Origin of the sequence: Viridibacillus sp. FSL E2-0187, assembly GCF_038006425.1 — a bacterium.
GTDB classification, from domain to species: domain Bacteria; phylum Bacillota; class Bacilli; order Bacillales_A; family Planococcaceae; genus Viridibacillus; species Viridibacillus arvi.
This window is the reverse complement of record NZ_JBBOVG010000001.1, coordinates 844,371-870,622: the sequence shown is the minus strand read 5'-3', so window position 1 is coordinate 870,622 and position 26,252 is coordinate 844,371. Positions and strand designations below refer to the sequence as shown.

Annotated in this window: 24 protein-coding genes; all 24 read right to left on the bottom strand. The window is 36.5% G+C overall.

The genetic code is table 11. From position 1 onward, the window contains the following. Nucleotides 1-3: 3 nt before the first annotated feature. Nucleotides 4-1,788 carry an L-fucose isomerase gene (locus MHH85_RS04150; protein WP_409351161.1) on the bottom strand — a complete coding sequence of 595 codons (1,785 nt, stop codon included), beginning with the start codon at nt 1,786-1,788 and terminating at the stop codon, nt 4-6. 12 nt (nt 1,789-1,800) lie between these two features. After that, nucleotides 1,801-3,234 carry a rhamnulokinase gene (locus tag MHH85_RS04145; protein ID WP_340706021.1) on the bottom strand — a complete coding sequence of 478 codons (1,434 nt, stop codon included), beginning with the start codon at nt 3,232-3,234 and terminating at the stop codon, nt 1,801-1,803. 12 nt (nt 3,235-3,246) lie between these two features. Beyond that, complete coding sequence (locus MHH85_RS04140; protein ID WP_193740503.1) at nt 3,247-3,891, bottom strand: class II aldolase/adducin family protein; 645 nt, start codon at nt 3,889-3,891, stop codon at nt 3,247-3,249. Next, entirely contained in the window at nt 3,888-4,862 is a 975-nt protein-coding gene (locus tag MHH85_RS04135; RefSeq protein WP_340706020.1) for a Gfo/Idh/MocA family protein, read from the bottom strand. Before MHH85_RS04135 ends, MHH85_RS04140 begins: the two co-directional genes overlap by 4 nt. Before the next feature lie 94 nt (nt 4,863-4,956). Beyond that, nucleotides 4,957-5,943, bottom strand: coding sequence for an ABC transporter substrate-binding protein (locus tag MHH85_RS04130; RefSeq protein ID WP_340706019.1), 987 nt, complete (start codon nt 5,941-5,943; stop codon nt 4,957-4,959). Nucleotides 5,944-5,998: 55 nt separating this feature from the next. Further along, nucleotides 5,999-6,997 (bottom strand): ABC transporter permease, encoded by a 999-nt coding sequence (locus tag MHH85_RS04125; RefSeq protein ID WP_340706018.1) that lies wholly within the window; start codon nt 6,995-6,997, stop codon nt 5,999-6,001. Between the two features lie 11 nt (nt 6,998-7,008). Beyond that, nucleotides 7,009-8,508 (bottom strand): sugar ABC transporter ATP-binding protein, encoded by a 1,500-nt coding sequence (locus MHH85_RS04120; RefSeq protein ID WP_193740506.1) that lies wholly within the window; start codon nt 8,506-8,508, stop codon nt 7,009-7,011. 109 nt (nt 8,509-8,617) lie between these two features. Continuing rightward, nucleotides 8,618-9,379, bottom strand: a complete 762-nt coding sequence (locus tag MHH85_RS04115; RefSeq protein ID WP_193740507.1) for a DeoR/GlpR family DNA-binding transcription regulator — start codon at nt 9,377-9,379, stop codon at nt 8,618-8,620. 11 nt (nt 9,380-9,390) lie between these two features. After that, nucleotides 9,391-9,819, bottom strand: coding sequence for an RbsD/FucU family protein (locus MHH85_RS04110; protein WP_340706017.1), 429 nt, complete (start codon nt 9,817-9,819; stop codon nt 9,391-9,393). A 443-nt stretch (nt 9,820-10,262) separates the two neighbouring features. Beyond that, nucleotides 10,263-10,436 carry a 30S ribosomal protein S21 gene (gene rpsU, locus MHH85_RS04105; protein WP_004227078.1) on the bottom strand — a complete coding sequence of 58 codons (174 nt, stop codon included), beginning with the start codon at nt 10,434-10,436 and terminating at the stop codon, nt 10,263-10,265. Nucleotides 10,437-10,557: 121 nt separating this feature from the next. Then, the gene (gene deoC, locus MHH85_RS04100; RefSeq protein WP_038187143.1) at nt 10,558-11,226 is read right to left on the bottom strand and encodes a deoxyribose-phosphate aldolase; all 669 of its coding nucleotides are present in this window, start codon (nt 11,224-11,226) and stop codon (nt 10,558-10,560) included. 271 nt (nt 11,227-11,497) lie between these two features. Further along, nucleotides 11,498-12,301 carry an SDR family NAD(P)-dependent oxidoreductase gene (locus MHH85_RS04095; protein WP_193740509.1) on the bottom strand — a complete coding sequence of 268 codons (804 nt, stop codon included), beginning with the start codon at nt 12,299-12,301 and terminating at the stop codon, nt 11,498-11,500. 301 nt (nt 12,302-12,602) lie between these two features. Continuing rightward, nucleotides 12,603-13,940 (bottom strand): tRNA (N(6)-L-threonylcarbamoyladenosine(37)-C(2))-methylthiotransferase MtaB, encoded by a 1,338-nt coding sequence (mtaB, locus tag MHH85_RS04090; protein WP_193740510.1) that lies wholly within the window; start codon nt 13,938-13,940, stop codon nt 12,603-12,605. 15 nt (nt 13,941-13,955) lie between these two features. Beyond that, the gene (locus tag MHH85_RS04085) at nt 13,956-14,693 is read right to left on the bottom strand and encodes a 16S rRNA (uracil(1498)-N(3))-methyltransferase (protein WP_340706016.1); all 738 of its coding nucleotides are present in this window, start codon (nt 14,691-14,693) and stop codon (nt 13,956-13,958) included. Between the two features lie 12 nt (nt 14,694-14,705). Beyond that, entirely contained in the window at nt 14,706-15,650 is a 945-nt protein-coding gene (prmA, locus tag MHH85_RS04080; protein ID WP_193740512.1) for a 50S ribosomal protein L11 methyltransferase, read from the bottom strand. Nucleotides 15,651-15,665: 15 nt separating this feature from the next. Next, nucleotides 15,666-16,793: a molecular chaperone DnaJ gene (gene dnaJ / locus MHH85_RS04075; protein WP_053416407.1), complete on the bottom strand. Its 1,128-nt coding sequence runs from the start codon at nt 16,791-16,793 to the stop codon at nt 15,666-15,668. Nucleotides 16,794-16,968: 175 nt separating this feature from the next. Beyond that, the gene (gene dnaK / locus MHH85_RS04070; protein ID WP_053416408.1) at nt 16,969-18,801 is read right to left on the bottom strand and encodes a molecular chaperone DnaK; all 1,833 of its coding nucleotides are present in this window, start codon (nt 18,799-18,801) and stop codon (nt 16,969-16,971) included. Nucleotides 18,802-18,855: 54 nt separating this feature from the next. After that, nucleotides 18,856-19,446 carry a nucleotide exchange factor GrpE gene (grpE, locus tag MHH85_RS04065; protein ID WP_193740513.1) on the bottom strand — a complete coding sequence of 197 codons (591 nt, stop codon included), beginning with the start codon at nt 19,444-19,446 and terminating at the stop codon, nt 18,856-18,858. Between the two features lie 26 nt (nt 19,447-19,472). After that, nucleotides 19,473-20,498, bottom strand: coding sequence for a heat-inducible transcriptional repressor HrcA (hrcA, locus tag MHH85_RS04060; RefSeq protein WP_340706015.1), 1,026 nt, complete (start codon nt 20,496-20,498; stop codon nt 19,473-19,475). A 95-nt stretch (nt 20,499-20,593) separates the two neighbouring features. Beyond that, nucleotides 20,594-21,730 (bottom strand): radical SAM family heme chaperone HemW, encoded by a 1,137-nt coding sequence (hemW, locus tag MHH85_RS04055; protein ID WP_340706014.1) that lies wholly within the window; start codon nt 21,728-21,730, stop codon nt 20,594-20,596. Between the two features lie 165 nt (nt 21,731-21,895). Next, complete coding sequence (locus MHH85_RS04050) at nt 21,896-22,039, bottom strand: hypothetical protein (RefSeq protein ID WP_340706013.1); 144 nt, start codon at nt 22,037-22,039, stop codon at nt 21,896-21,898. Nucleotides 22,040-22,389: 350 nt separating this feature from the next. Next, nucleotides 22,390-24,225 (bottom strand): translation elongation factor 4, encoded by a 1,836-nt coding sequence (gene lepA / locus MHH85_RS04045; RefSeq protein ID WP_340706012.1) that lies wholly within the window; start codon nt 24,223-24,225, stop codon nt 22,390-22,392. A gap of 62 nt (nt 24,226-24,287) precedes the next feature. Beyond that, entirely contained in the window at nt 24,288-25,112 is an 825-nt protein-coding gene (gene spoIIP / locus MHH85_RS04040) for a stage II sporulation protein P (protein WP_193740517.1), read from the bottom strand. Between the two features lie 55 nt (nt 25,113-25,167). Continuing rightward, complete coding sequence (gene gpr / locus MHH85_RS04035; RefSeq protein ID WP_340706011.1) at nt 25,168-26,184, bottom strand: GPR endopeptidase; 1,017 nt, start codon at nt 26,182-26,184, stop codon at nt 25,168-25,170. Nucleotides 26,185-26,252 lie beyond the last annotated feature (68 nt).

Below are 26,252 nucleotides of genomic sequence, written 5' to 3'. Positions count from 1 at the left end.
CCTTTATTTATAAAGAGGTCCAAAATTTTGACATGCTCTAAAATCTGCTTGTTCACTTTCTTGCGTACCAAACATATTCCAAGCACTTGGTCTAAATAATTTATCATTGGCTACATTGTGCATGTTGACTGGAATACGAAGCATTGATGCTAATGTGATGAACTCGGCACCTATATGGCCGTATGTTAAAACACAATGGTTTGCACCCCAATTATTCATTACTGAATACACATCTGTGAACGCACCTTCACCTGTAATATTTGGTACAAACCAAGTCGTTGGCCAAGTTGGATCTGTACGGAGATCTAGCGTATCATGCATATCTTCTTCGAGTTCAACAGTATGCCCTTCTGCTAGTTGCAACACCGGTCCAAGTCCTTTGACATAATTTAATCGTGCAATCGTTACAGGCATTTCACCCTTTGTTGTAAAGTCAGTCGAGTAACCACCACCTCGGAAATATTCTGTTGAAGCTGGTCTCCACTTTGTATTTTGTATACATTGTTCGATTTCTTCATCCGTTACTTCCCAGAAAGGTTTAATCGCCGGCTTGCCATCAATTTGTTGATGTCCAGTTCCATCGAGTGCCGCTGAACCTGAGTTAATCAGATGTATAAAACCATTTGCCGCTTTTCCAACAGGCTCTTTACCTGTCACACGTTTGACTGCAGAAGGACTCCAATACGTCCGAACATCTGCAAATACTTGTGCCGTATTCGTCAATAAATGCCCCAAAGCCATCGTAACTCCGTTCAAACTATCATTTTCTGTTGCAAGAAGATAAGGCGCTCGCTTACCGTTCCAATCAAACGACGAGTTTAATATCGTTTCCATAAAATCACCGTTAGGGAAATGATCGGTCCATTGTCGTTGCCCTTGGAAACCTGCTATTAATGCATTTCTACCTAAAGCTTCTTCTTCCCAACCTTTTACTGCAATTTTGTCATTACCAACCATTAAATCTTTCGTGATTAATGTCATTTTTATTGACGTTTCTAAATCCTTTGCTAACTGTTCATCTGTACGCTTAAACTCTTCTTTATTATTATCTTGACCGAAAATGAATTTTTCCTTAACCCATTTATAAGCTCTATCATATTCTTCTTCGTCAAAAATATTTAAATCTAGCCTTCTAACAAACTCACTCATATCAATGTATTCGTTACGCATACCTAAATACTCTTGGAAGAAATCATCTTTTACTATACTTCCGGCAATTCCCATAGACACAGATCCCATTGCTAAATAAGATTTTCCTTTTAATGTTGCAACTACAATCGCTGCCTTTGTAAATTTCAATAATTTTTGTTGTACATCTTTAGGAATCTCTGAATCTCCTGCATCCTGTACGTCTTCACCGTATATGCCATACGCCGGTAGCCCTTTTTGATTGTATGCAGCTAAGACTGCCGCTAGATACACTGCTCCGGGTCTTTCAGTTCCATTAAAACCCCAAACAGCTTTTGGCAGATGTGGATCCATATCCATTGTTTCACTGCCATAACACCAACATGGCGTGACAGTAATCGATATACCTACACCTTCTTTTTTAAACTTTTCTGCTGCTCTCGCTGCCTCTGCGACGCCTCCAATACAGCTATCTGCGATGACGCATTCTACTGGTTGCCCATTATAGTAAGATAAGTTTTCACTTAGAAACTTTGCTACAGCTTTAGCCATACCCATTGTCGTTTCCTCAAGTGATTCCCTTACCCCTCTTCTTCGTCCATCAATTGCTGGTCGAATGCCAATCTTAGGTAAATCCCCAATATATCTGTTGCTCATCATTTCAATTACCTCCTAAATGAAAGTTTTATATTGTTCTAGTATTTCCTGCCAGCGTGCTTGATCCTGTGGTATAAATTCATCCGGATGAAATGAGCATGAGACAAGATTTCTTCCTTCTTCTATTGAATTTAATTCTCCTAAAGCTCTTAACTGTGATAGACCATTACCAATTGAACTTGCTTCAATGGGCCCAATCAATACAACCTTTCCTGTTGCATTGGCAATCAATTGACATAGTGTTTCGTTTTGAGCTCCACCTCCGCCAATATAGATTTCCGATGTAGGTTGATTTGATAATTGCTCTATGTTTTTAATCACTTTTGCATAACTAATCGCTACACTTTCAGTAAAGCAACGTACATATTCTCCAATTGTACTTGGTGTCGATTGGGCTGTTTTCGCACAATACGTTTCGATTGCTAAGGTCATAGATTTAGGATTAAAGAAAAGAGGATCTTCTGGATCGATAATTGTTTTAAAAGCCGTTGCTTCTAAAAATCCTTGACGCTCAATGTCATACGATACTTTCAATCCTGATGCGCTCCATTCCTCACGCAACTTTTGTAAAATCCAGAAACCCATTGCATTCTTTTGAAAACGAATTGCACCTTCACTCGTACCCTCATTGGTAAATCCTGCTTCAAAGGCAGCTAAACTAACTATCGGTTTGTCGACTTCTTTGCCAACTAAGCACCAAGTACCAATACTCATGAAAACAGCATTTTGACGGTTTATTGGCAATGCTGATAAAGCACAAGCTGTATCATGACCTGGTACTAAAGCCATTTTTATTGATGGAAAATCTAATACATTTCCTATCATTTGATGCGGCATTTCAATAGATTCTAAAGGTAGTTGTTGTTGAAAAACCAGTTGCATAAGTCCTTCATCCCATTGTTTGCTTTCATGATTCACTAACTGTGACGTAGAGGAGATAGAATACTCGTTTAACGCCACATTCGATAATCCGTACAACAATAAATTAGGCATCATCAAGATAGACTTACAAAGTTCCCTATAGTTTGGGGATTTTTCGTAAATAGCCATAAGTTGAAATAGGGTATTAATAGCGGAGATTTCATTTCCTGTTTTTTTAAATAACTCAAAAGGATCTATTAGTTGTTTCAACTTCTGAAGCTGTGGTTCAGAATGTGTATCTCTATATGAAAAGGGCAATGATAACAGCGCATATTCGTTATTTAGTAAGCCTATATCGACACCCCATGTATCGATACCAACTGAAGCAGCTGGAAAATCAACCTTTTGCAATCCTGTCTTTAATTCCTTTATAAGCGCAGGATAATCCCAATAATAATGGCCTTGAACTATTTTTGGCTTATTGTTAAATCTGTGAATCTCCTTAATGGAAATCGTATTACCATTAAATTTTCCAGCTATTAATCTTCCACTTGAGGCACCTAAGTCATAAGCAAGAACTGTAGTCACAATCAATCACCTCTACTCTCGAAGTAATTTCGAGCGATATTTCTCTGAAGAAAGATTTCTTAACGCCAAGCATTCTTCGTCTGTTAAAATTCTAGGACCGCCAAAAATCGTACTAATAGTAAATACTTTGGCCGATTCCTCTGTTAGTTGCATGAAAAAATACGCTTCCTTCATTGTTTTCCCGACAGTTAGTACACCATGATTCCTCATAATCATCACATCATGATCCATAACAAGGTCAGATACTTTCTCAGCCAATTCATGAGTAGTTGGAATGATATAATCGATATAACCAACCTTTTTCACCATGGCAGGGAAATCTGGAAAGAGTGGTGGAATGTTTTGTCCTGCTGAGGATACGCCAACTGAGTAAGTTGGATGTGCATGAAGAACTGCTTGAATCTCATGATTTTCTCTAAAGCATGTCAAATGCATTAAAACTTCAGATGAAGGGCGCAAATCTCCCTCGATTTCACCTGACTCAATATGAACCTTAACCCATTCTTCATCTGCTATTTCTTTTAAGTCATAACCACTAGGAGAAATATACATATACTCCCCATCTCTCATACTTAAATTGCCTCCTGCACCAACTACTAAACCACTCTGAACCAATTCATTTGCATACTTTTGTAAATCTTGAATTACACTAGTCATCCAATCACGCCCTCCTTTTTTAATGTTGTTTGGAACTTTTCTAGAATCGTTACTTGTTCTAGCATGGAATCAAAAGAATAGGGCTGAAACTCCCTATGCTCAATGCTTTGATGGAAATGCTCAATTTGGTTTTTATAGGCATTCCCCTCAATATGTTGCGAGCTTAGTTGCCCGTTTTGAACCAATTGAATAACTCCAAAATCCTGATTTAAATCTGTACGAAAGGCAAAGGGTAATCTGAGACTACCTGCTGTCCCAATTAGATCGACTGATTGTGAAAACTCACCTAAAAAACTACAATCGATTAGTCCAAGAATGCCATCTTCATATTGCACTTGAATTGTTAAATGGACATCCACATTGCTCTTCCGCCCTTGCTGTACATGGTATGTAACTATCTTTTTACCAAGTAAAAATTGTTGAACATTTATACAATAACAGCCGATATCATACAAAGCGCCGCCACCAAGATTGGGATTTACACGAATATCATCTGTCCAATTTTCTAATGTAAAATGAAATTGACTTCGAATGGTTAATACTTCGCCTATTGCGCCTTCTTCTAATAATTTTTTTGTTTCTAGAATTTGTGGATGGAAACGATACATAAAAGCTTCCATTACTTTTACTTCTTTCTCGATACTTTTTCGTTGAATTGTTTGAAGTTCTTCCAGTGACAATACTATTGGCTTTTCGCATAATACATGCTTGCCATACTCAATTGCTTTGACAATCCATTTGAAATGCAAACTATTTGGTAATGCAATATAGACAGCATCAATTTCGTCCATCTCAAGGAGTTGTTCGTAATCATTTAGCGTATAAGGAATCTGAAATTTTTCTTGGATTTCAGTTAAATCTTGACTACGGCTTGCGATTGCAAGAATATCTCCACCTGCATCTTCTATTGCTGGCATAACAAAGTTTTTAGCAATATTCGCTGCACTTAAAATGCCCCATCTAATCGTCAATTGTATGCCCCCTTTAGAAAAGGGCTGTTTTTTCAGCCCTTTTAGACTTTTAACTAATTAATGAAAAGTAGTTTATTAAGAGAAAACTAATACATCATTCATAAATCGCTGCTTTAATTTCATCCGTGTCAATATTATCTTTGTCGTACCAATAGAAACCAGTATCGATTGATTTTTCAACACTCTCGCCTTTAATAGAGGCTACTGCAGCTTTAACAGTTTCATATCCAATACCAACTGGATTTTGAGTTACAGCTCCTGCCATTAATCCACTCTTAATCGCATCAATTTGCTGTTTACCTGAGTCAAAACCAACAACGACAATTTTGCCTACTTTATTCATCTCTTGTACTGCATTTACTACACCAATTGCAGAACCTTCATTAGAGCCGAAAATGCCTTTTAAATCCGGATGCGCTTGCATAATAGCTTTTGCCAAGTCAGTTGATTTCAAATGATCACCATCACCATATTGAATATCAACAATTTTAATATCTGGATATTTACTTTCGATTTGCTCTTTAAAGCCATCTCTACGACCTTTACCTGTTAATGAAGTTTGATCTTGTACTATTAATGCAATTTTCCCTTTGCCACCTATAAACTCGGCCATCTTATCAGCAGCTAAAGCTGCAGCTGCTTTGTTGTCCGTCGATGCAGTTGCAACAGGTATTTCACTTTCCACACCTGAGTCAAAAGCAACAATCGGAATATTTTTTTCCTTAGCTTCATCTAATAACGGCACTGATGCTTTAGAATCCAATGCCGCAAAACCTATAGCAGCAGGTTTTTTATCTAAAACTGCACGTAACATTTCAATTTGTTTATCAACTTGCGCTTCAGTTTCGGGACCTTCAAATGTAATTTTCACATCAAACTCATCTGCAGCCTTTTCAGCACCCTGTTTTACAGCTTGCCAAAATTGGTGTTGGAAACCTTTTGATACAATCGCTACATAAGGTTTATCAGAGCTTACTTGTTCTTTTTCACCTTCACTTGTCGCTCCCTCTTTATCATTACATGCACCAAGTAACATCGATACTGCTAATAATCCGCCTAGAAAAATCGATTTCTTTTTCATTTCTTTGCCCCCTTTGTTTAATATATATCAAGTCTAGAACGACCTCATATCACATTTAGCCTTTCCCTCTTCTTAAAATATCCATGTATACAGCTAAGATAATAACAAAACCAATAACTACTGTTTGCCATTCTTGTGGAATTGATAATACTCGTAAACCATTAGTCAAGACACTCATAATTAATGCACCAATAATAGTTCCGATAATAGTTCCTTTTCCTCCACTAAGCGAAGTACCGCCAATTACAACAGCAGCAATTGCTTCTAATTCATACCCTTGACCTAATGCAGGTTGAGCAGAATTTAATCGTGATGCCATTAACACGCCTGCGATACCTGTAAAAGCACCCGCTAGTGTATAAATCGTCATTTTCCAGTAATCTACATTCACGCCAGAAAGCTTTGTTGCATCCTCATTACTACCAATGGCTAAATTAAAACGCCCCAATATAGTTTTAGATAAGATAATTGCTGCAATAATACCAAGGACAAAGAATATTAATACAGCATTTGGAATATTGACACCTGGAATAATTGAACCTAAAGCAATTTTTGTAAAGATAGGCTTATCTGTAAAATAGATTGGCGCAGCCTTTGATATAACTAACGCTAATCCTTTCGCTATCATCATCATCGCCAATGTTGCAACAAATGGTGGTATCTTTAATTTAGTAATGGCGATACCACACAGCAAACCACAAAGTGCACCTGTTAAAATACCACCAATGACACCGACTACAATTGGCAGATCCGAATTGACGATGATTATACCTGTAATCACAGATGACAAGGTCATGACAGTTCCGACAGATAAGTCAATTCCTCCTGTAATAATGACAAATGTTGCACCAAGAGCTAATATCCCTATAACTGCCGTAGATAACAAAATACCCACAATATTACTCCATTGCATGAAACTGGATGACGCAAACGAGAAAAAAATAACCAATACTACTAAACTGCTAAAAGCTAGAACTTGTTGTAATGTATTGGATGGAATTCCCTTATTCTTTTTCTTTGTCACTGTTATTTGATCTATTGTATCCGCTTTCATATTATCCCTCCTTAACCTTCACGGTATGCTGTAGCTAACTCCATGATTTTCTCTTGGTTCGCTTCCTCTGAATTTAAAATCCCCGTAATTCTGCCTTCCGACATAACGACAATACGATGACTCATTCTCAATACTTCTGGTAACTCAGAAGAAATCATAATAATAGATTTTCCTTTTTCCGCAAGCTCATCTAGTAATTTATAAATCTCACCCTTTGCTCCAACATCAATACCTCTTGTTGGTTCATCAAAAATTAAAATATCACAATCACGTAGTAGCCATTTTGCAATTACAACTTTTTGCTGATTCCCCCCAGATAAAAACTTTATCTGTTGATTTATTGAAGGCGTTTTCACTTTTAAGCGCTCGACATACTCCTCTGATACCTTTGCAATATTTTGATCATTAACAAAGCCCAGTGTCTGATAATCATTTATCGAAGACATTACAATATTGGTCTTAACATCCATATCGACAACGAGACCTAAATGCTTCCGATCTTCAGATAAATAACCAATACCTTGTTTAACTGCGCGACTAGGTGATGTTATTTGCACCTTTTTACCATGTAAAATAATTTCCCCAGCTCGTATCTTATCAACTCCGAAAATAGCATTAGCCACTTCTGTTCTGCCCGCACCCATTAATCCTGCAAAACCAAGAATTTCCCCTTTTTTGAGTTCAAAGGAAATATCCTTTAAATTTGTATTAGTACTTATATTCTTTAATTCTAGAACAGTATCTCTATTACTATCTGAAACGGTTGGTTTTGATTCAATATAAAGCTCTCTTCCTACCATCAATTGAATCACTTTACTCATTTCAGTTTCCTTCGTATTAAGCGTCGCGATATACTCCCCATCTCGCATAATCGTAATGCGATCTGAGATTCGTTTTAATTCATCCATCCTATGCGATATATAAATAATCCCAACACCATTGGCTTTTAAATTAGCAATGATATCAAATAGTACATCTATTTCTGCATCTGTTAATGCAGTAGTGGGCTCATCCATAATTAAGATTTTTGAATCGAATGACAGCGCTTTTGCTATTTCGACCATTTGCTGCTTTGCAACTGTTAAGTCCTTCACTTTCGTTTTTCCATTCAAATCTAAGGAGAGCCGATTAAATAATTCTCTCGTTTTATTATGTAATTCTTGATCTTTTATAAAGAAGTTTAATAACCCTCTTGGTTCTCGACCGATAAAAATATTTTCAGCGATAGATAAATCTTTCATTAAATTTAGTTCTTGATGAATAATCGAAATTCCTAATTCCTGTGCTTGCTTTGTAGATGTAACATTAATTTTCTGACCTTCTAAAAAAACTTCACCATCATCTTTTTCATATATCCCTGTTAAAATTTTCATCAGTGTTGACTTTCCAGCACCATTTTCTCCGACTAAAGCCAAAACTTCACCATGATGTAAATCAAGTGATACATTCGAAAGAGCTTTAACTCCTGGAAAGCTCTTTGAAATATTCTGCATATCCAACAGCTTACTCATTCATTCACCCCTTTTATTTTGTATTTGTATTTGTTTTTCTTTGTTTATGTTGATTATAAGAGACAATTTATTCAAAATCAACAAGAATAATGAATATTCAGAAAATATTTTATCCAACAATTATTTTTGTGCGTTCGTCTACAATAGTTTGTAAATAGTCTACATCTGCTCTTTGATCTACAATTAGGCAATCCAGAACTGATTTATCTTCGATATAAGCAAAGGATTTTTGATTTATTTTAGAAAAATCGAGTAATAAAATAACTTGCTCGGACATTTTAATCATCTCTCGTTTCACATTTGCCTGTTGCTCATTCGAATCACTAATGCCCCAGTCCTTATGGAAACCTTTGCATGAGAAAAACACTTTATCTACATAGAAATGTTCAATCGAACGGACAGCTGTTGGTCCTACTAATGATAACGACGTCTTCGATAAAGTACCACCTGTCATGATGACTTGAATTTTGGATCTGCTTGCTAATTCACTTGCAACTAATAAAGAATTTGTAAGTACGGTAAGTTCCATATTCGGAAGCAGCTTCGCTAAATATAGCGCTGTTGTACTTGCATCTAAAAAAATAATATCCTGATCATCAATATAAGACACCGCTACTTTGGCAACGTCCATTTTCTCGTTTCTATTCAATACTTGACGATCATTAAAGGGAATTTCATCATCATCTGAATCATCCATGGCAACCGCACCGCCATGTGTCCGCTGAAGTTTGTTTTTCGCTTCAAGCTTCTCTAGATCTCGGCGAATCGTTTCCTCTGTCACAGCAAATAGCTTACTTAATTCATTTACTCTTACGTTTTTCTTATCATTAATAATTTGAACAATTTTTTTATGTCTTTCAGGCACTAACATAATCAACACTCCTATCCTTCAACAATGACACCTTTTTTTAATATGATATTGGCATATAATGCTTTTTCACTTGTAGTCACAATTGCATAAGCTGTCTTCGCTCGTTCATAAAATGATTCCCTTGATAAATATTCTGCTTTAAAGACATTCTTACTTTTTGTTACAAGTTCTTCGTATTCCTTCCAAATTTTTGGACGTTCAACTTCTTCACCATGCATCATCAAGCAAATCGGATTTTCAACATATGTGTCTAATGGCATTAAGAACAATATCCCTTCCAAAATGGAGGGTATGTCATTTCCATCTAATCGCACTATTTTTTCATTATGTGAGGCTGCTGGAAAATTTCCATCCGCTAGAACTAATTCATCACTATGCCCCATTTCCATCAAAACTTTTAAAAGTTCAGGTGAAATACAGGGTTTTATATGTTTTAACATGTGGTTTCTCCTTTGTTTATGTTTTATTTTTTTGTTTTATTTGATAATACCAAATATTTTAAATAATTCAAACAAAAAATAAAAAAATATGAAATTAACAAAAAAAGAGTCTTAAATGTAGTTACAACACATTCAAGACCCTTTAATATATTTACTTAATGTGATTTACATGTTCCTATAGTTTTAATTTGAATCTCAATGCTAGATATCATGTATATCTCATTTAGTTTCTTTAATAATTCTCGCTAAACTAACAATTAAAGTGCACAGCTATTTTCACGATTATTTCTTCACTTTAATAACTACTTAACAGGATTAAACTGTAAAAAAATGCACAAAAATAAACCGAGAAATCACAAGGATTTCTCGGTTTAGGTCATTTGCAATTTAAATCAATCATGATGTTGCGTGTTTTGAACGTAGGGATTGTCTAGGAAATTAAATTACCACTTACGTTTACGTGCAGCTTCTGATTTCTTTTTGCGTTTTACGCTAGGTTTTTCATAGAATTCGCGTTTTCTAACCTCTTGAATTGTACCACTTTTAGAAACAGTACGTTTGAAGCGGCGAAGAGCATCTTCAAGCGATTCGTTTTTTCTAACGACAGTTTTTGACATCTCTCTTTCCCTCCCTCCGAACACACATCAAATACGAACATTACCATAATCAAATATGTTAACGCTGTGTACTAAAAAATTATACCTTATTGATACAAATTGGTCAATACTCATGCTCGAATTAATATTCAGAATCTGATTTTAATCCGTTCATAATTTTTACACCAGAGCTTGCACCGATTCTAGTAGCCCCAGCTTCAACCATAGCTTCTAGATCTTCCAGACTGCGAACACCACCTGAAGCCTTTACACCCATTTCTGGTCCAACAGTTTTGCGCATTAGTGCTATATCAGCTGCAGTTGCTCCACCAGTTGAAAATCCAGTAGAAGTTTTCACAAAATCAGCGCCTGCTTCTTTAGATAGTTGGCAAGCAACTACTTTTTCCTCGTCTGTTAGCAAGCAAGTTTCGATGATAACTTTTACTAAAGTACCGTTAGCTGCATCAACAACAGCTTGAATATCAGATTTAACAACATCAAGTTGACCTGATTTAAGGGCACCTATATTAATTACCATATCGATTTCACTAGCACCATTTGCAATAGCATCTTTTGTTTCAAATGCTTTTGTAGCGCTTGTTTGAGCTCCTAATGGGAAACCAATAACAGTACAAACAACTGATTTAGCGCCTTCAAGATGTTTTGCTGCATCTGCCACCCATGTTGGATTGACACAAACCGAAGCAAAGTCATATTTTTTAGCTTCTTGACAAAGTGTTGCGATTTGTTCTTTAGTCGCTTCAGGCTTTAATAGTGTATGGTCAATTAATAACGCGTAGTCTTTAGTCATGAATGAAAACTCCTTTTATTTAATAGATGTACGTACCTCTTTATTTTACCACGGTTTATAGTTTTCTTTCCACTGTTATGTGTAACATTGACCAACTGCTATAAATCAATTGATTTTGTTACAAAAAAGCCATGCCATTATATTAAATGGCATGACTTTTTTAATCATTATATATATTATCTCCACAAATACAGTTTTATACTATATCGTTTAAAATTTAGTAAAAGTACAGAAAGTAACCTTACTTATTTTAACATCCCCTATGTTAAAATTATTTTTGTGAAGCTACCCAAGCATTTTGATCTTCGATTGTTGGGTTTGCAATATAATGCCCACCTTCAATTTGAAGTGTTTGACCAGTCATGAATTTAGATTCATCAGAAGCTAAGTATACTACTGCATGGCCGATATCGTCTGCTTCACCGTGATATGGTAGTGCATGAAATTTTGTATAGATATCTAATAAATCAGCTGGCATATTATTTTTTGCAGCTGGAGTTAAAATAAGACCTGGTGCAATAGCGTTACAACGAATTTTGTCTTTACCATACTGAGTTGCAATATATTTAGTCATATTAACAACGCCTGCTTTAGTAGCGCCATAAGCTGTACGGATTTGGTCACTAGCATATGCAGCCATTGAAGCTGTGTTGATAATAGAACCTCCACCTGCTTTTTGCATATGAGGAATAGCGTAACGGCTACCAAGTAATACTGATTTTAAGTTCAGGTTAACTAAACGATCCCATTCATCAAGGTCAATATTTACAACATCTAAATCCTTATGAATATTCGTTCCACCAACATTATTAAATAGTACTGTAATTGTACCGTATTGCTCAACAGTGAAATCTACTGCTTCTTCTACTGATTTTGCATTACCTGCGTCTAGGAATACTGCAGATGCTTCATATCCTTCTTTTACTAAAGCAGCTGCAAGTTCTTTTGCACCTTCTATATTAAAGTCAGCAATAACTACTTTTGCGCCTTCTTTAGCCATTAATGTTGCTGCTGATAAACCAATTCCTGATGCTCCACCTGTGATAAGAGCTACTTTACCTTCTACACGTTTCATGAAAAATTCCTCCTGTAATAAGCGAAAATTTAAGTATGTACTATTAAAAGCCTACCATACTAGTAATTTATCGTTATATTATAACCTAACAATATGTATTTTAACACTATAATATTCATAATTAAAACAATATGCGTTTTTTATTTTTAGTTTTTACTAGTAAAACTTTACTACTTTTCGAAAGATTACTAAACGATAGACTCATATTCAGTTACTATTCTCAAAAGTAAAACCCCTAAAACGAAATTACATTCCGTTTTAGGGGTTTATGGGTTTATGAATTTGTAATCAATTATCTAGTTTAGTTTGCTTGTACTTCTTCTAAAACACGTACAAATTGACCTTCAGAAGACGGGTAACCAGCTTTTGTTACTTTCACTTTTACTAATTTACCAATCATGTCTTCATTGCCCTCAAAGATAACTTTTAAATAGTTATCTGAATAACCAGCGTAAAGACCTGCATCTTTTCCTTCTTTGATGCGTTCTTCAGGAATAATTTCTAATACTTCATTTTCAAATTGAGAAGCATATTCTTTGGCTAGTTGATCATTTAGTGTTATTAAGCGATGTACACGATCATTTTTCACTTCTTCGTCTACCTGATCTTCCATACGGGCTGCTGGTGTTCCAGTACGTTTAGAGTATGGGAAAACATGCAGTTCAGCGAATTTGTGATGATTGATGAAGTTATATGTTTCCATAAATTCTTCTTCTGTCTCACCAGGAAAACCGACTATTACATCTGAAGTAACTGCTAAATGTGGTAATACTTCACGTAAACGGTCTAAACGCTCACCGAAGAATTCCATCGTATATTTGCGTCGCATGCGTTTAAGAACAGTGTCAGAACCCGATTGGATTGGGATATGTAAATGATTTACGACGATATTAGAATCTCGTAAAACTTCTATCACTTCATCGGTTAATTGACTTGCTTCGATCGAGCTTATACGCAAACGTTTTAAGCCTTTAACATTCTGTTCTAAGTCACGCAATAGTTGCGCCAGATTATAATCTTTTAAATCTTGTCCGTAACCACCTGTATGGATACCTGTTAAAACGATTTCTAAATAACCAGCATCTACAAGTTGTTGTGCTTGATGCACTACTTCTTGTGGATCACGAGAACGCATTAGACCACGTGCCCATGGGATTATACAGAATGTACAGAAGTTATTACATCCCTCTTGGATTTTCAATGACGCACGAGTGCGGTCAGTGAAATAAGGAACGTCTAGCTCTTCATATACTCGGTTTTTCATAATGTTACGTACAGCATTGATAGGCTGACGTTCATTTTTGTATTGTTCAATATATCCAATCATTTTCGTACGGTCTTGCGTCCCAACTACAATATCTACACCGGGAATTGCCATAATTTCTGCTGGAGAAGTTTGAGCATAACATCCTGTTACGCAAATAACGGCATCAGGGTTTTGTCTTATTGCACGACGAATAACTTGGCGACTTTTCTTATCTCCTGTATTCGTAACTGTACAAGTATTAATTACATAGACATCTGCCTGATGGTCAAATTCTTTGCGTTCATAACCTTCATCTTTAAACAGTTGCCAAATTGCCTCTGTTTCATAGTGATTCACTTTACATCCTAATGTATGAAAAGCCACTGAAGACAAGGCTCGTCACCTCTTTCATTCAAATTCATAAGAAATTGCGGAAAGAACATACAGTGGTGCCGTTTCCGCACGTAAAATTCTTGGTCCTAGTGAAATACATTGACATCCTAATCCTTGTAAAGCGGTAGCCTCTTTACGAGAAATACCGCCTTCAGGACCAAATATGACAAGGATTGACTTATAATCATACACTTTTTTTAATTGATCAGCAAACCGAGTTCGTTCTAGTTGCTTTGCATCCTCTTCATCTGCTAAAAAGACAGCATCAAATTCCGGTACTTTTTTTAGTAATTGTGAGAAGCTCACTGGCTCTTCAATTGTCGGGATATGCGTACGATGCGATTGCTCCGCTGCTTCCTTCGCAATTTTCTGTAAGCGCTCTTGCTTCTTTTTACCTTTTTTCCCATCCCATTTGACGATTGATCGTTCAGCTTCAAAAGGAAGCAATGCATACATACCCAACTCAGTTGACTTTTGAACAATTAAATCGAGTTTATCACCCTTTGGTAAGCCACAAGCGATCGTCACTTTAATAGGTAGCTCAGGTGAAGGCATTACATTGTCTGTTTTTTCTACTTGAACGCCATCTTCAGTAAAGTCCAAAATACGACTGATTGTCGCTTCACCATTATGAACTACAATGATTTCATCGCCTACACGCATACGCATCACTTTTGTTATATGATGCGCATCTTCACCACTAATTATGGCCAATTGATTATCAAAGGATTCGTTTATAAAATATCGTTGCATAGTAACACTCCATCAATTTACTGATTTTCGTGAAATAATTGCTACCCAATCTTCCATCATCATTACTTCTTCAATAATAAAGCCTGCTTTTACAAGAGATGCTTTCACATCGTCTTTCTTCGGTTCAATTATTCCTGAAGTAATAAATAGGCCGCCTGGTTTAACAATTGTATAGGCATCATCTGTGAAAGTCATAATTACTTCAGCTAAGATATTCGCAACTACCACGTCTGCAGGTTCTTTTACAGTATCTAAAAGATTTCCTTGCATAACATCAATAGAGTCTTCAACCTTATTTAGCTGAACATTTTCAATTGCAGAGCGTACCGCTACTTCATCTAAATCAAGTGCATGAACATGCTTTGCTCCAAGTAATGCTGCTCCGATGGCTAAAACACCAGAACCAGTACCAACATCTACTACTGAATCCGTATCTTTTATTGTTTTTTCTAATGCTTGTAAACATAATACAGTTGTAGGGTGAGTTCCAGTACCGAAAGCCATACCAGGATCAAGTTCAATGATTAGCTCATCACTATTTACAGGTTCATAATCTTCCCAAGTTGGTACAATTGTGAAACGGTTTGAAATTTTCACCGGATGATAATACTTTTTCCATGCAGTTGCCCAATCTTCCTCATTCACTTCATTGATTGTCACTTTGTTGTGACCAATATTAATGTCATAGTTTACCAGATTATTGATGGCAACTTTAATTTCTTCAACAGTTTCACCTAAAAAGCTTGTTTCAGCTAAATAAGCTTTTACAATGACACCATCCTTAGGAAAATCTTTTGGATTTAAAGCGTAAATCTCACCAAATTGATCTGCACGTTCTTTACCATAATCCTCTGAATCCTCTATCACGACACCACTTGCTCCAGCTTCGTGTAGAATATTCGAAATTGCTTCAACCGCTTCACTCGTTGTATGGATGGATAGCTCCGACCATTTCACTTGTAGCCAACTCCCTTATTCACCTTTAAATTTGTTTTTAATTTTATCAAACAAAGTGCTACCTTGCTCTTCTGGGATGTCTCCAGAAATACTAGCAAATTCGCGCAATAATTGTTTTTGTTTTTCAGTTAATTTCTTCGGCGTAACTACGCTTACGATTACATGTTGATCGCCAGTACCATAACCATGAACGTTTTTAACACCTTTTCCTTTTAAGCGGAATCTGTCACCAGATTGAGTACCTGTAGGAATCTTCATCTTCACTTTACCATGAACTGTTGGTACTTCAATATCATCACCAAGTGCCGCTTGAGCGAATGTAATTGGTAATTCTAAATAAATATCATCGCCGTCACGTTCAAATTTATCATGTGCACGAACATGGAATACGATGTAAAGGTCACCTGCTGGCCCACCGTTAGTACCCGCTTCACCTTGACCACTTACGCGCAATTGTTGACCATCATCAACACCTGCTGGAATCGTAACTTTGATTTTTTTACGTTTTTTAACTGTACCTGCACCGTGACATGTTGAACATTTATCTTTGATAATTTGACCAGAACCTTTACAGTAACCACAAGTACGACGGTTTACCATTTGGCCAAATGGTGTTGAAACTGTCTCATTTATCTGACCTTGGCCATTACAGTGAGAACATGTATCTTTTGATGTACCTGGTTTTGCACCAGATCCATGACAAGTTTCACAAGTTTCGTCACGAGGGATTTCAATTTCAGTTTCTTTACCAAATACCGCTTCTTCAAAACTAATTGTCATGCGATATTGTAGATCATCACCTTTTGTTGGTGCATTTGGATCACGACGACGGCTTCCGCCACCACCGCCAAAGAATGAACTAAAAATGTCTTCGAAACCGAAGCCATCTCCGCCACCGAAACCACTTCCACCAAATCCTTGGTTTGGATCTTGATGTCCGAACTGGTCATAGCGTGCTTTTTTCTGGTCATCACTTAACACTTCATAAGCTTCTGCAATTTCTTTAAATTTTTCTTCTGCCCCAGCCTCTTTATTCAAGTCAGGGTGATATTGTTTAGATAATTTACGATAAGCTTTTTTAATTTCGTCTTTTGACGCTGATTTTTGAAGACCTAAGACTTCATAATAATCACGTTTATTCATTTTTCACACTCCGCTCCGTTTGCATAAAATATATTGTAACATGGAAAGAACAAATGACAAAAAACATTGAAAAAAGCCAAAGCCCGAGGCGGTCTTTGGCTTCTTTCAAAACAACAATGCATACATTTAATATACACTGTTCAAGCGCCATTAAAGATGCGCTCTATTTTTAGCATTATTTGTTATCGTCAACTTCAGTGAAGTCTGCATCAACTACACCGTCATCTTTTTTATCAGCTGTTGGGCCTTGTTCGCCTTGTGCTGCTTGTTGTTGTTGAGCTGCTTGCTCATATACTTTCATCACAAGTGGTTGAAGAATTCCTTCTAATTTTTCTTTAGAAGTTTTGATGCCTTCGATTTCGCCAAGTTCAATTGCTTTTGTTAGCTCTTCTTTAGCATCTTCTACTGATTTTTTCTCATCTTCAGTAATTTGTTCACCAAGGTCAGAGATTGTTTTATCTACTTGGAAAACAAGTTGATCTGCTTCATTGCGAAGTTCAGCTTCTTCTTTACGTTTTTTATCTTCTTCAGCATGTAATTCAGCTTCTTTTACCATGCGTTCGATATCCTCGTCAGATAGTGAGCTATCAGATTGGATAGTAATTGTTTGTTCTTTTTGAGTTCCTAAGTCTTTAGCTTTAACGTTTACGATACCGTTTTTATCAATATCGAATGTTACTTCGATTTGAGGAATGCCACGTGGTGCAGCAGGGATATCTGAAAGTTGGAAGCGACCTAAAGTTTTGTTATCAGCAGCCATTGGACGTTCACCTTGTAATACGTGAATATCTACAGCAGGTTGGTTATCTGCAGCTGTTGAGAAAGTTTGTGATTTTGAAGTTGGGATTGTTGTATTACGATCGATTAATTTAGTGAACACGCCACCCATTGTTTCGATACCAAGTGATAGTGGAGTTACGTCAAGAAGTACAACGTCTTTTACATCACCAGTTAATACGCCACCTTGTACTGCAGCACCCATAGCTACTACTTCATCAGGATTTACACCTTTATGCGGCTCTTTACCTGTTTCTTTTTTAACTGCTTCTTGTACTGCAGGAATACGTGTTGAACCACCAACAAGGATTACTTGATCGATTTCTGAAGCCGATAATCCAGCGTCTTTTAATGCTTGACGAGTTGGGATCATTGTACGTTCTACTAAGTCAGCAGTAATTTCATTGAATTTTGCACGAGATAGAGAAACTTCTAAGTGTAATGGACCAGCTTCACCAGCAGTGATGAATGGTAGTGAAATTTGAGTTGTAGTTACTCCTGATAATTCTTTTTTCGCTTTTTCAGCAGCGTCTTTTAAACGTTGTAACGCCATTTTATCTTTAGCTAAATCAATACCGTTTTCTTTTTTGAATTCAGCAACTAAGAAATCGATGATTTTTTGGTCAAAGTCATCTCCACCAAGAGCGTTATCACCAGCTGTTGCTTTTACTTCAAATACTCCATCACCTAGTTCAAGGATTGATACGTCGAATGTACCACCACCAAGGTCAAATACTAAAACAGTTTGATCTACATCTGTTTTTTCTAAGCCGTAAGCAAGTGCTGCTGCTGTTGGTTCGTTGATAATACGTTCAACTTCAAGACCAGCAATTTTACCAGCGTCTTTTGTTGCTTGACGTTGTGCATCGTTGAAGTAAGCAGGAACTGTAATTACAGCTTGTGTTACTTTTTCACCTAAATAGTCTTCAGCGAAGTCTTTTAAATGTTGTAAGATCATTGCTGATACTTGTTGAGGAGTATATTCTGTACCTTCTACATTTACTTTGTAGTCAGTACCCATATGACGTTTAATAGACATGATTGTGTTTGGGTTTGTAATTGATTGACGTTTTGCAACTTCACCAACTTGGCGTTCGCCGTTTTTGAATGCTACAACTGATGGTGTAGTACGTGCGCCTTCTTTGTTAGCGATAACGATTGGTTCGCCACCTTCTAATACTGATACACATGAGTTTGTAGTACCTAAGTCAATACCGATAATTTTGCTCATTTCATAGTCCTCCTAGATTTGATTCATTTTTCATTTTTTCGTCTCAATATTTCTTTATTCATTAACTTTAACCATTGCTGGTCGTAATATACGGTCTTTCAACTTATACCCCTTTTGTAGCTCTTGTAAAACGATTCCTTGTTCTTTAGAATCATCTTGTTCTTGCATAACTGCGTGGTGAATGTTTGGATCAAACGCTTCGCCTTCAGATGCTACAGGTTCTAAGCCTTCTTTTGTTGTTGCTTCTATTAGTGAACGGTATACCATTTCAATCCCTTTTTTCATGGATTCGGCATCTTCCGTTGTTGCCTCAACTTGTAAAGCTCGTTCGAAATTGTCTAATACCGGAAGTAAATCCGTTAACAAATTTTGCGCACGATACTTTTCTTGAGCTATGCGTTCAGTTTGTGTGCGACGTTTTAAATTGTCATAGTCAGCACGTAATCGCAGGAAACGACTTTCTGATTCATCAAGCTTTTGCTCTAGAGCTGTGATTTCTGCTTGATGTTGCTCCTCAACTGTTAGTTCAGGTGTAGCTTCTACAGCTTCAGCGTCTACTACGTTTTCTTCTTGCTCATTTAGTTGTTCTTCTACAACTGTGTTCTCTTCTACTGCTTGCTCTTTAAATTCATTTGCTTTAGACACTTTTCATCCTCCTATAATGTCGCTCTCTACCTCGGTTTTTGTGTCAGCTGGCGCGTTAAATCGCCACTCATAAAGTCGAGTAATGCAACGACACGTCGATAATCCATCCTTGTAGGTCCGATAATTGCTATTGAACCCCTTTGTCCCTCACCAACCGAGTAAGATGCTGTGATTACACTGCAATCTTCCATCGCCAAATGATTATTTTCAGAACCAATACGGATTTGAATCCCTGATTGGTTCATCGGGAAAATGGATTGGATTTGAGTAGTTTTTTCCATTAGTTCCATAAGCATTCGTACTTTGTTTATGTCATGAAACTCAGGTTGGTTGAACATATTCGTTTTGCCACCATAGAAAATTTTACCTTCTGATTGATGTGCTGTCACGTCTATTAATGACGAAAGTAATCCGTCATACGTACCAAGATGTTGTTTTATAACCGCTGCCGTTTCAAGTTCGAGCTTCATTTGTAGTTGCTCTAACGGAACGCCAATCAGTCGTTCATTTAAAATATTGACGACCTTCTCAATATCCGACGGGGAAAAATCCGACGGTAATGAGAAAATGCGATTTTCCACATGTCCATTATCAGTAACGATAATAGCGACTGCAGAATCAGCTGTTAAAGGTACAATTGAAAATCGTTTCACTTTATGCAACTGCACATCTGGTCCTAATAATATAGATGTGTAAGACGTCAATTCAGATAATATCGTAGCTGACTTGCGAATGACTTGTTCAGTTTCCATAATCCGATCTTGGAAAACAGATTGGATTTTGTGAATCTCGTTTGTTGTAATTATTTGAGGTTTTAGCAAGTGATCCACATAAAATCTGTAACCTTTTTCAGACGGTACTCGCCCCGATGAAGTATGCGTTTTTTCTAGGTAGCCTAGTTCTTCTAAATCCGCCATTTCATTACGAATGGTTGCTGGACTAAAAGTAATGCCTTCCTTCTTCGAGATTTGTCGAGAGCCAACTGGTTGAGCTGACATAATGAAGTCATCTACGATTACTTGCAATACTTGTAACTGCCGATTTGTTAGCATGATCATCACCTCTGTTAGCACTCACTTAAGAAGAGTGCTAATACTATATTTAACTTATCAAATCTATTATTTTATGTCAACGGAAACGCATGTGTTTATAGTAAAAATTCTTCAAAAACTTCATTTCCTACAAAACGTCCTTTTTTCGTTAACTTTACAGCCTCTTCATCATTTGAAATAAGACCTGCTGAAACAAGCAATTGCAGTTTTTCACTATATACACTTTCAATCGTACAGCCAAACTTCTCTTCAAAATGAGATTTTGAAATTCCTGCTGTTTTACGTAAACCCAAAAAAAGTTCTTCCTCTATTTTTTCACTTTGTGTTACTTCATGCGTTTTTAGTATGGGTCTTTCACCAGCTTCTAATGTACTGATATATTTTTTTAATGGTGCATGATTTGAGTAACGAGTGCCATTGACATATCCATGAGCTCCTGCACCAAAACCTGCGTATTCATCATTGTCCCAATAAATACGATTATGAATAGAAGAATGCCCTTCTTTGGCGAAATTACTTATTTCGTATTGATGCCAGCCGTGTGTTTCCATTTGTTGCATCAATTCTTCATACATATCTGCCTCTTGATCTTCACCCGGCAAACTCAATTTCCCTTTGTTCATCAAGTTATAAAAAATCGTTTTAGATTCTACAATAAGCGAATAGGCTGAGTAATGCGGTAGATTTAAGTCAAAAGCAATTTTTAATGTTTCTTTCCATTCATCCATCGTTTGACCAGGTAGTCCGTACATTAAATCAATACTGATGTTCTTGAAACCAACTTTTTTCGCTTCCTCGATTGTTTCAAAAACGTCATCATTGGAATGAGTACGCCCTAGTTTTTTTAATAATTCTGGTTGAAACGCTTGTACACCTAGACTTAATCGATTTACACCACCATTAAAAAGTACTTCTAATTTTTCTTTTGTTAATTCATCAGGATTTGCCTCTGATGTAAATTCTTTTACATGTTCCATTGGGATGTACATCTTGATCAACGATAAAAGGCGTGAAAGTTGAGCTGGTGATAATGATGTTGGTGTTCCTCCGCCTAAAAATATTGTTTCAATATGATTGAAAGCTTCTTTGTTTTCAGTCCATAATTTCATTTCCATACCTAATGCTTCTATATATTCATCGACAGGCTGGTTTTTGAAAAATACTTTATTAAAATCGCAATAATTGCAAATTTGATGGCAAAATGGAATGTGTATATAAACGCCTCTGGCCAATCTGATTCCTTCTTTCTTGTCGAAAATTATCTATTTTTTTGTGATTTCACTCTTTAAACACGTAGCTTCATTCTATAGTATTTAAGCTGAAACGCAAAACAATGAATAACATCACTTTAAACATAAAAAAAAGTTACAGCGATAATAATACCCACTGTAACTTCTCTACACTGCTTTTTTATATTCAATAAGCTCTTGCTGTATATTTGGTCCCACTCGTTTAAGTTCATTCAACTTCTCTTGCATATGAGCCACTTGAGTCTCAAAAGCCAAAAGTTCAGCTTCTAACGTTGCCATTAAGCGATCCAAACGGTCGTTTCCATCACGATGTTCGATTTGAACTCACTCCTTACATTTATTAATCCCTAATTCCACTATATTTATAGTGTTTACTAAGCTTATCAAAACTTTTGTATTTTGGATACCTCAAATCTCACTTTTTAGCGAATAATGTCGAAAATTGATCAGATTATATTTAATTTATCCCCTCATTATTTATTTACCCTTTTATATTTTCATTAAACCTATAAAACGTTATTAATGAAAAAATATCTTAGGTTCTGTTTTAAATAAAAAAAAGCGGTGGCAATATGGTGGATTAAAACCTCCATACGCACAACCGCTTAGTTATGTTCATTTATCATACTGATAAATTAATATTATTTTTTAGGCGTGTCATCGTCCATTTTAAGTACAGCCATGAATGCTTCTTGGGGTACTTCAACTGAACCTACTTGCTTCATGCGTTTTTTACCTTCTTTTTGTTTATCTAAAAGTTTACGTTTACGAGAGATATCGCCACCGTAACATTTAGCTAAAACGTTTTTACGCATCGCTTTAATAGTTGATCGCGCCACAATTTTTTGACCGATTGCAGCTTGAATTGGCACTTCAAATTGTTGACGTGGAATAAGATTTTTTAGTTTTTCAACGATGACTTTACCACGTTCATATGCAAAATCGTTGTGTACAATAAAGCTTAGTGCATCGACTTGTTCACCATTTAAAAGGATATCCATTTTCATCAATTTAGATGGTTGATAGCCTATTAATTCGTAATCAAATGAAGCATAGCCTTTCGTACTTGATTTTAATTGGTCAAAGAAATCATAAACGATTTCAGAAAGTGGAATCTCATAGTAAATACTTACACGAGTAGAATCAATGTAATCCATTGTCATGAAATTACCACGTTTGCGTTGGCAAATTTCCATAACAGCTCCAACATAATCGTTAGGTACCATAATTGTTGCTTTTACATATGGTTCTTCAATACGGTCGATTTTTTGTGGATCTGGCATCATTGACGGATTGTCCACTTGAACTTCAGAACCGTCTGTCATCTGCACATGGTAGATTACGCTAGGTGCAGTAGTGATCAGATCGATTTTGAATTCACGTTCAATACGCTCTTGAATGATTTCCATATGAAGTAAACCTAAGAAACCGCATCGGAATCCGAAGCCTAAAGCTTGTGATGTTTCAGGTTCATATTGTAATGCTGAGTCGTTTAGCTCTAGCTTTTCTAATGCATCTCTAAGATCATTGTACTTAGCCGTATCGATTGGATATAAACCACAGTAAACCATAGGATTTAACTTACGGTAACCAGCTAAAGGTTCTGTAGCAGGGTTGTTTGCTAAAGTAATTGTATCCCCTACGCGTGTATCCCCTACGTTTTTGATAGATGCTGTTAAGAAACCCACATCACCAACAGTTAATTCTTTGCATAGTGTTGGCTTAGGTGTTGATACACCCACTTCAACAACTTCAAATTCTTTTCCAGTTGCCATCATACGAATTTTATCGCCTGCTCTAACTGTTCCTTCTACAACTCGGATGTAAGTAATTACCCCACGATATGAATCATATAAAGAATCGAAAATTAAAGCTTTAAGAGGTGCATCTGGATCACCTGTAGGCGCTGGTACTTTTTCAACAATTTGTTCTAAAATATCTTCAATTCCGATACCTGCTTTAGCAGAAGCAAGTACTGCTTCAGATGCATCTAAACCGATGACATCTTCTACTTCTTGACGTACGCGTTCTGGATCTGCTGAAGGTAAATCAATTTTATTAATAACAGGAAGAATTTCAAGATCATTGTCTAAAGCTAAATATACGTTCGCAAGTGTCTGTGCTTCAATACCTTGAGCTGCATCGACAACTAAAATAGCACCTTCACAAGCTGCAAGACTACGAGATACTTCGTATGTGAAATCGACGTGTCCAGGGGTATCGATTAAATGGAATGTATAAATCTCTCCATCTCTAGCTTGATAATGTAATTGAACTGCATTTAATTTGATGGTAATGCCACGTTCTCTTTCTAAATCCATAGAATCTAGAAGCTGATTTTTCATCTCACGGGAAGTTAAACTTTTTGTAGTTTCCAATATACGGTCTGCTAATGTTGATTTCCCGTGGTCAATATGAGCAATAATGGAGAAATTTCTAATATTTTCTTGTCGTTTCAAACGTTCTTCTCTGTTCATGCGTGTCCACTCCTATATAAACTATTTTGAATTATAGCAGTGAACAGCTATTTTATGCAATATTATGATGAAGTTTGATTTGAAAATGCTTCCGAAATTGCTCTTGCTAAAATGGCAATGGTACGGTTTAATTCGTCTTCTGTATTATCTACTCCACCTAATTCAACGACTAGTAGGTTTTTCGAAAGGTCTTGGTTATATATACCATTTACACCTGAACCTTCTTTTTTCATAACACCTCTAGAGATATTAGGAACTAGTTGATTTAATTGCGCAGATAATTGGTCCGCGTAGGCTTCATTAAATTTGTATTGTTTATTTTCAGCACCAAGAACAATAGCGATACGTGCGTATTTTTCGCCATCAAAGGTAGTGGTTGTAGCTTTTTTATTTGCTGAATCACGATGGAAATCTAACACCAAATCATATTCTTTTTTATCTAATTGTTTTTTCACATATGGCCTTACAGCATCATACGCTTTATATAATGATATATTTTTCTTCTGCATTTCTGTCATCGTATCAACTTGTAAAATATCAGTTGAGAGATCATTTTGTTTAAAATGAGCTTCAATGACTGAACCTAGTTGCAAAACATTAGTTGCATTATGATAGGCTGTTATTTTCTGTTTCTGGCTTTTCAAAATAGGATAGTAAGCTTCATGGGAATGTGTGAAATATATTAGTGTTTTAAATGAAGCGTCCTTATTATTTATCAAAGCATTTTTTTCAGTGGCAGTATTGGCGGCATAGACTATTTTCGTATCTTGTTTTGATGATGTTGTTGTTGCCTCTTGCTGTGGCCAGATTGGTAACTTCACAGTAATAATTGGAAGCATAAAGAAAAAGCATAGAAGACCAATCCACATTTGCATTTTCCGTCGCATATAACATCCCCCTCCTCCTATCAATGTATGGAGGAGGAGAGCTAATTAGAACATTCTACGTACTTTCAATCCATTCCGTTAACGTATCAGAAATCAGGTATGCATAGTTGTGTACCCACTCATCTATGTTTTTCGGTGTTACGAATAATCGGTCGTGCCCTACGAGAGACTCTTCAAATAGCTGTAGACGTTCTTCTTTAGGCCAAGTCGACCATTCACCAAAAATTGGTTTAATCACTTCTAAATCTACTTTTGACGTGTCTGATGGTCTCCATGGTGTTACGGACAAAGCGGAGGATGGGCTATTTTTTTCCTGTATTTTGGCTGCAATAGATTGGAAAAGTGTATCGACAGCATCTGCGATAAGTACTGGTCCATCGACAACAGTAGGTAGGCCTATTGCAGTTACAGGACAACCAATTGTTTCTTTTGAAATTTCTTTACGCATATTACCTACACCAGATCCAGGATGAATTCCCGTATCTGTCATTTGAATGGTTTTACAAAGTCGGTTACTTGCTCTTGTAGCAAGTGCATCTACAACAATAACTAGTGCAGGTTTTATTTGCTCAGCTAATGCTTTTATAAAGGAACTCGTTTCATAGCCAGTCTGCCCTGTTACGCCGGGTGCATAAATAATACAACGCTCTTGAATCGATGTGGCACTATTTTGTAGCTCATCAATAGCTAACGGCCCTACTGCATCGGGTGTAATCGTCTTATTCCCTAGTCCGATGATAAGTACTTTGCCGTCCTTGTTATCTTTAATAAAAGGATGAAGTGTTGTCAATTCCTCTGCTAAAACTTCACCTAGTTGCTTGAACCCTTCCTCATCATCTGGCGTTAATGTCGGAACGGTAAAAGTAAAATAAGTCCCTTCTTTCTTTCCTATTTCTTCTGCGCCACTCGAATCAACATCTACACGTGTAATTTTAACTCGTCCACGCTCTTCCTCTAATACCTTAATACCTGTGGATTCGCGTAATGTTTCCCGCTCTTCTGCGGTCTTATGATTAATAAATTCTTCCGTCTCATCTACTAAATCTGTACGATACCATTTATTGTTTTCCAAACTAATCACCTCACTTTTTATTTTGCTCTAACTGTCAAGTAAATATTCTTTGCATTTGATGCTTGATT

Excerpts from the sequence above, each read along its gene's own strand:
- rpsU (WP_004227078.1), bottom strand. The coding sequence starts at position 10,436 with ATGTCAAAAACTGTCGTTAGAAAAAACGAATCGCTTGAAGATGCTCTT.
- MHH85_RS04125 (WP_340706018.1), bottom strand. The coding sequence starts at position 6,997 with ATGAAAGCGGATACAATAGATCAAATAACAGTGACAAAGAAAAAGAAT.
- MHH85_RS04120 (WP_193740506.1), bottom strand. The coding sequence starts at position 8,508 with ATGAGTAAGCTGTTGGATATGCAGAATATTTCAAAGAGCTTTCCAGGA.
- MHH85_RS04140 (WP_193740503.1), bottom strand. The coding sequence starts at position 3,891 with ATGACTAGTGTAATTCAAGATTTACAAAAGTATGCAAATGAATTGGTT.
- dnaK (WP_053416408.1), bottom strand. The coding sequence starts at position 18,801 with ATGAGCAAAATTATCGGTATTGACTTAGGTACTACAAACTCATGTGTA.
- dnaJ (WP_053416407.1), bottom strand. The coding sequence starts at position 16,793 with ATGAATAAACGTGATTATTATGAAGTCTTAGGTCTTCAAAAATCAGCG.
- lepA (WP_340706012.1), bottom strand. The coding sequence starts at position 24,225 with ATGAACAGAGAAGAACGTTTGAAACGACAAGAAAATATTAGAAATTTC.
- MHH85_RS04150 (WP_409351161.1), bottom strand. The coding sequence starts at position 1,788 with ATGATGAGCAACAGATATATTGGGGATTTACCTAAGATTGGCATTCGA.
- MHH85_RS04085 (WP_340706016.1), bottom strand. The coding sequence starts at position 14,693 with ATGCAACGATATTTTATAAACGAATCCTTTGATAATCAATTGGCCATA.
- MHH85_RS04095 (WP_193740509.1), bottom strand. The coding sequence starts at position 12,301 with ATGAAACGTGTAGAAGGTAAAGTAGCTCTTATCACAGGTGGAGCATCA.
- MHH85_RS04110 (WP_340706017.1), bottom strand. The coding sequence starts at position 9,819 with ATGTTAAAACATATAAAACCCTGTATTTCACCTGAACTTTTAAAAGTT.
- hrcA (WP_340706015.1), bottom strand. The coding sequence starts at position 20,498 with ATGCTAACAAATCGGCAGTTACAAGTATTGCAAGTAATCGTAGATGAC.
- MHH85_RS04130 (WP_340706019.1), bottom strand. The coding sequence starts at position 5,943 with ATGAAAAAGAAATCGATTTTTCTAGGCGGATTATTAGCAGTATCGATG.
- MHH85_RS04115 (WP_193740507.1), bottom strand. The coding sequence starts at position 9,379 with ATGTTAGTGCCTGAAAGACATAAAAAAATTGTTCAAATTATTAATGAT.
- deoC (WP_038187143.1), bottom strand. The coding sequence starts at position 11,226 with ATGACTAAAGACTACGCGTTATTAATTGACCATACACTATTAAAGCCT.
- spoIIP (WP_193740517.1), bottom strand. The coding sequence starts at position 25,112 with ATGCGACGGAAAATGCAAATGTGGATTGGTCTTCTATGCTTTTTCTTT.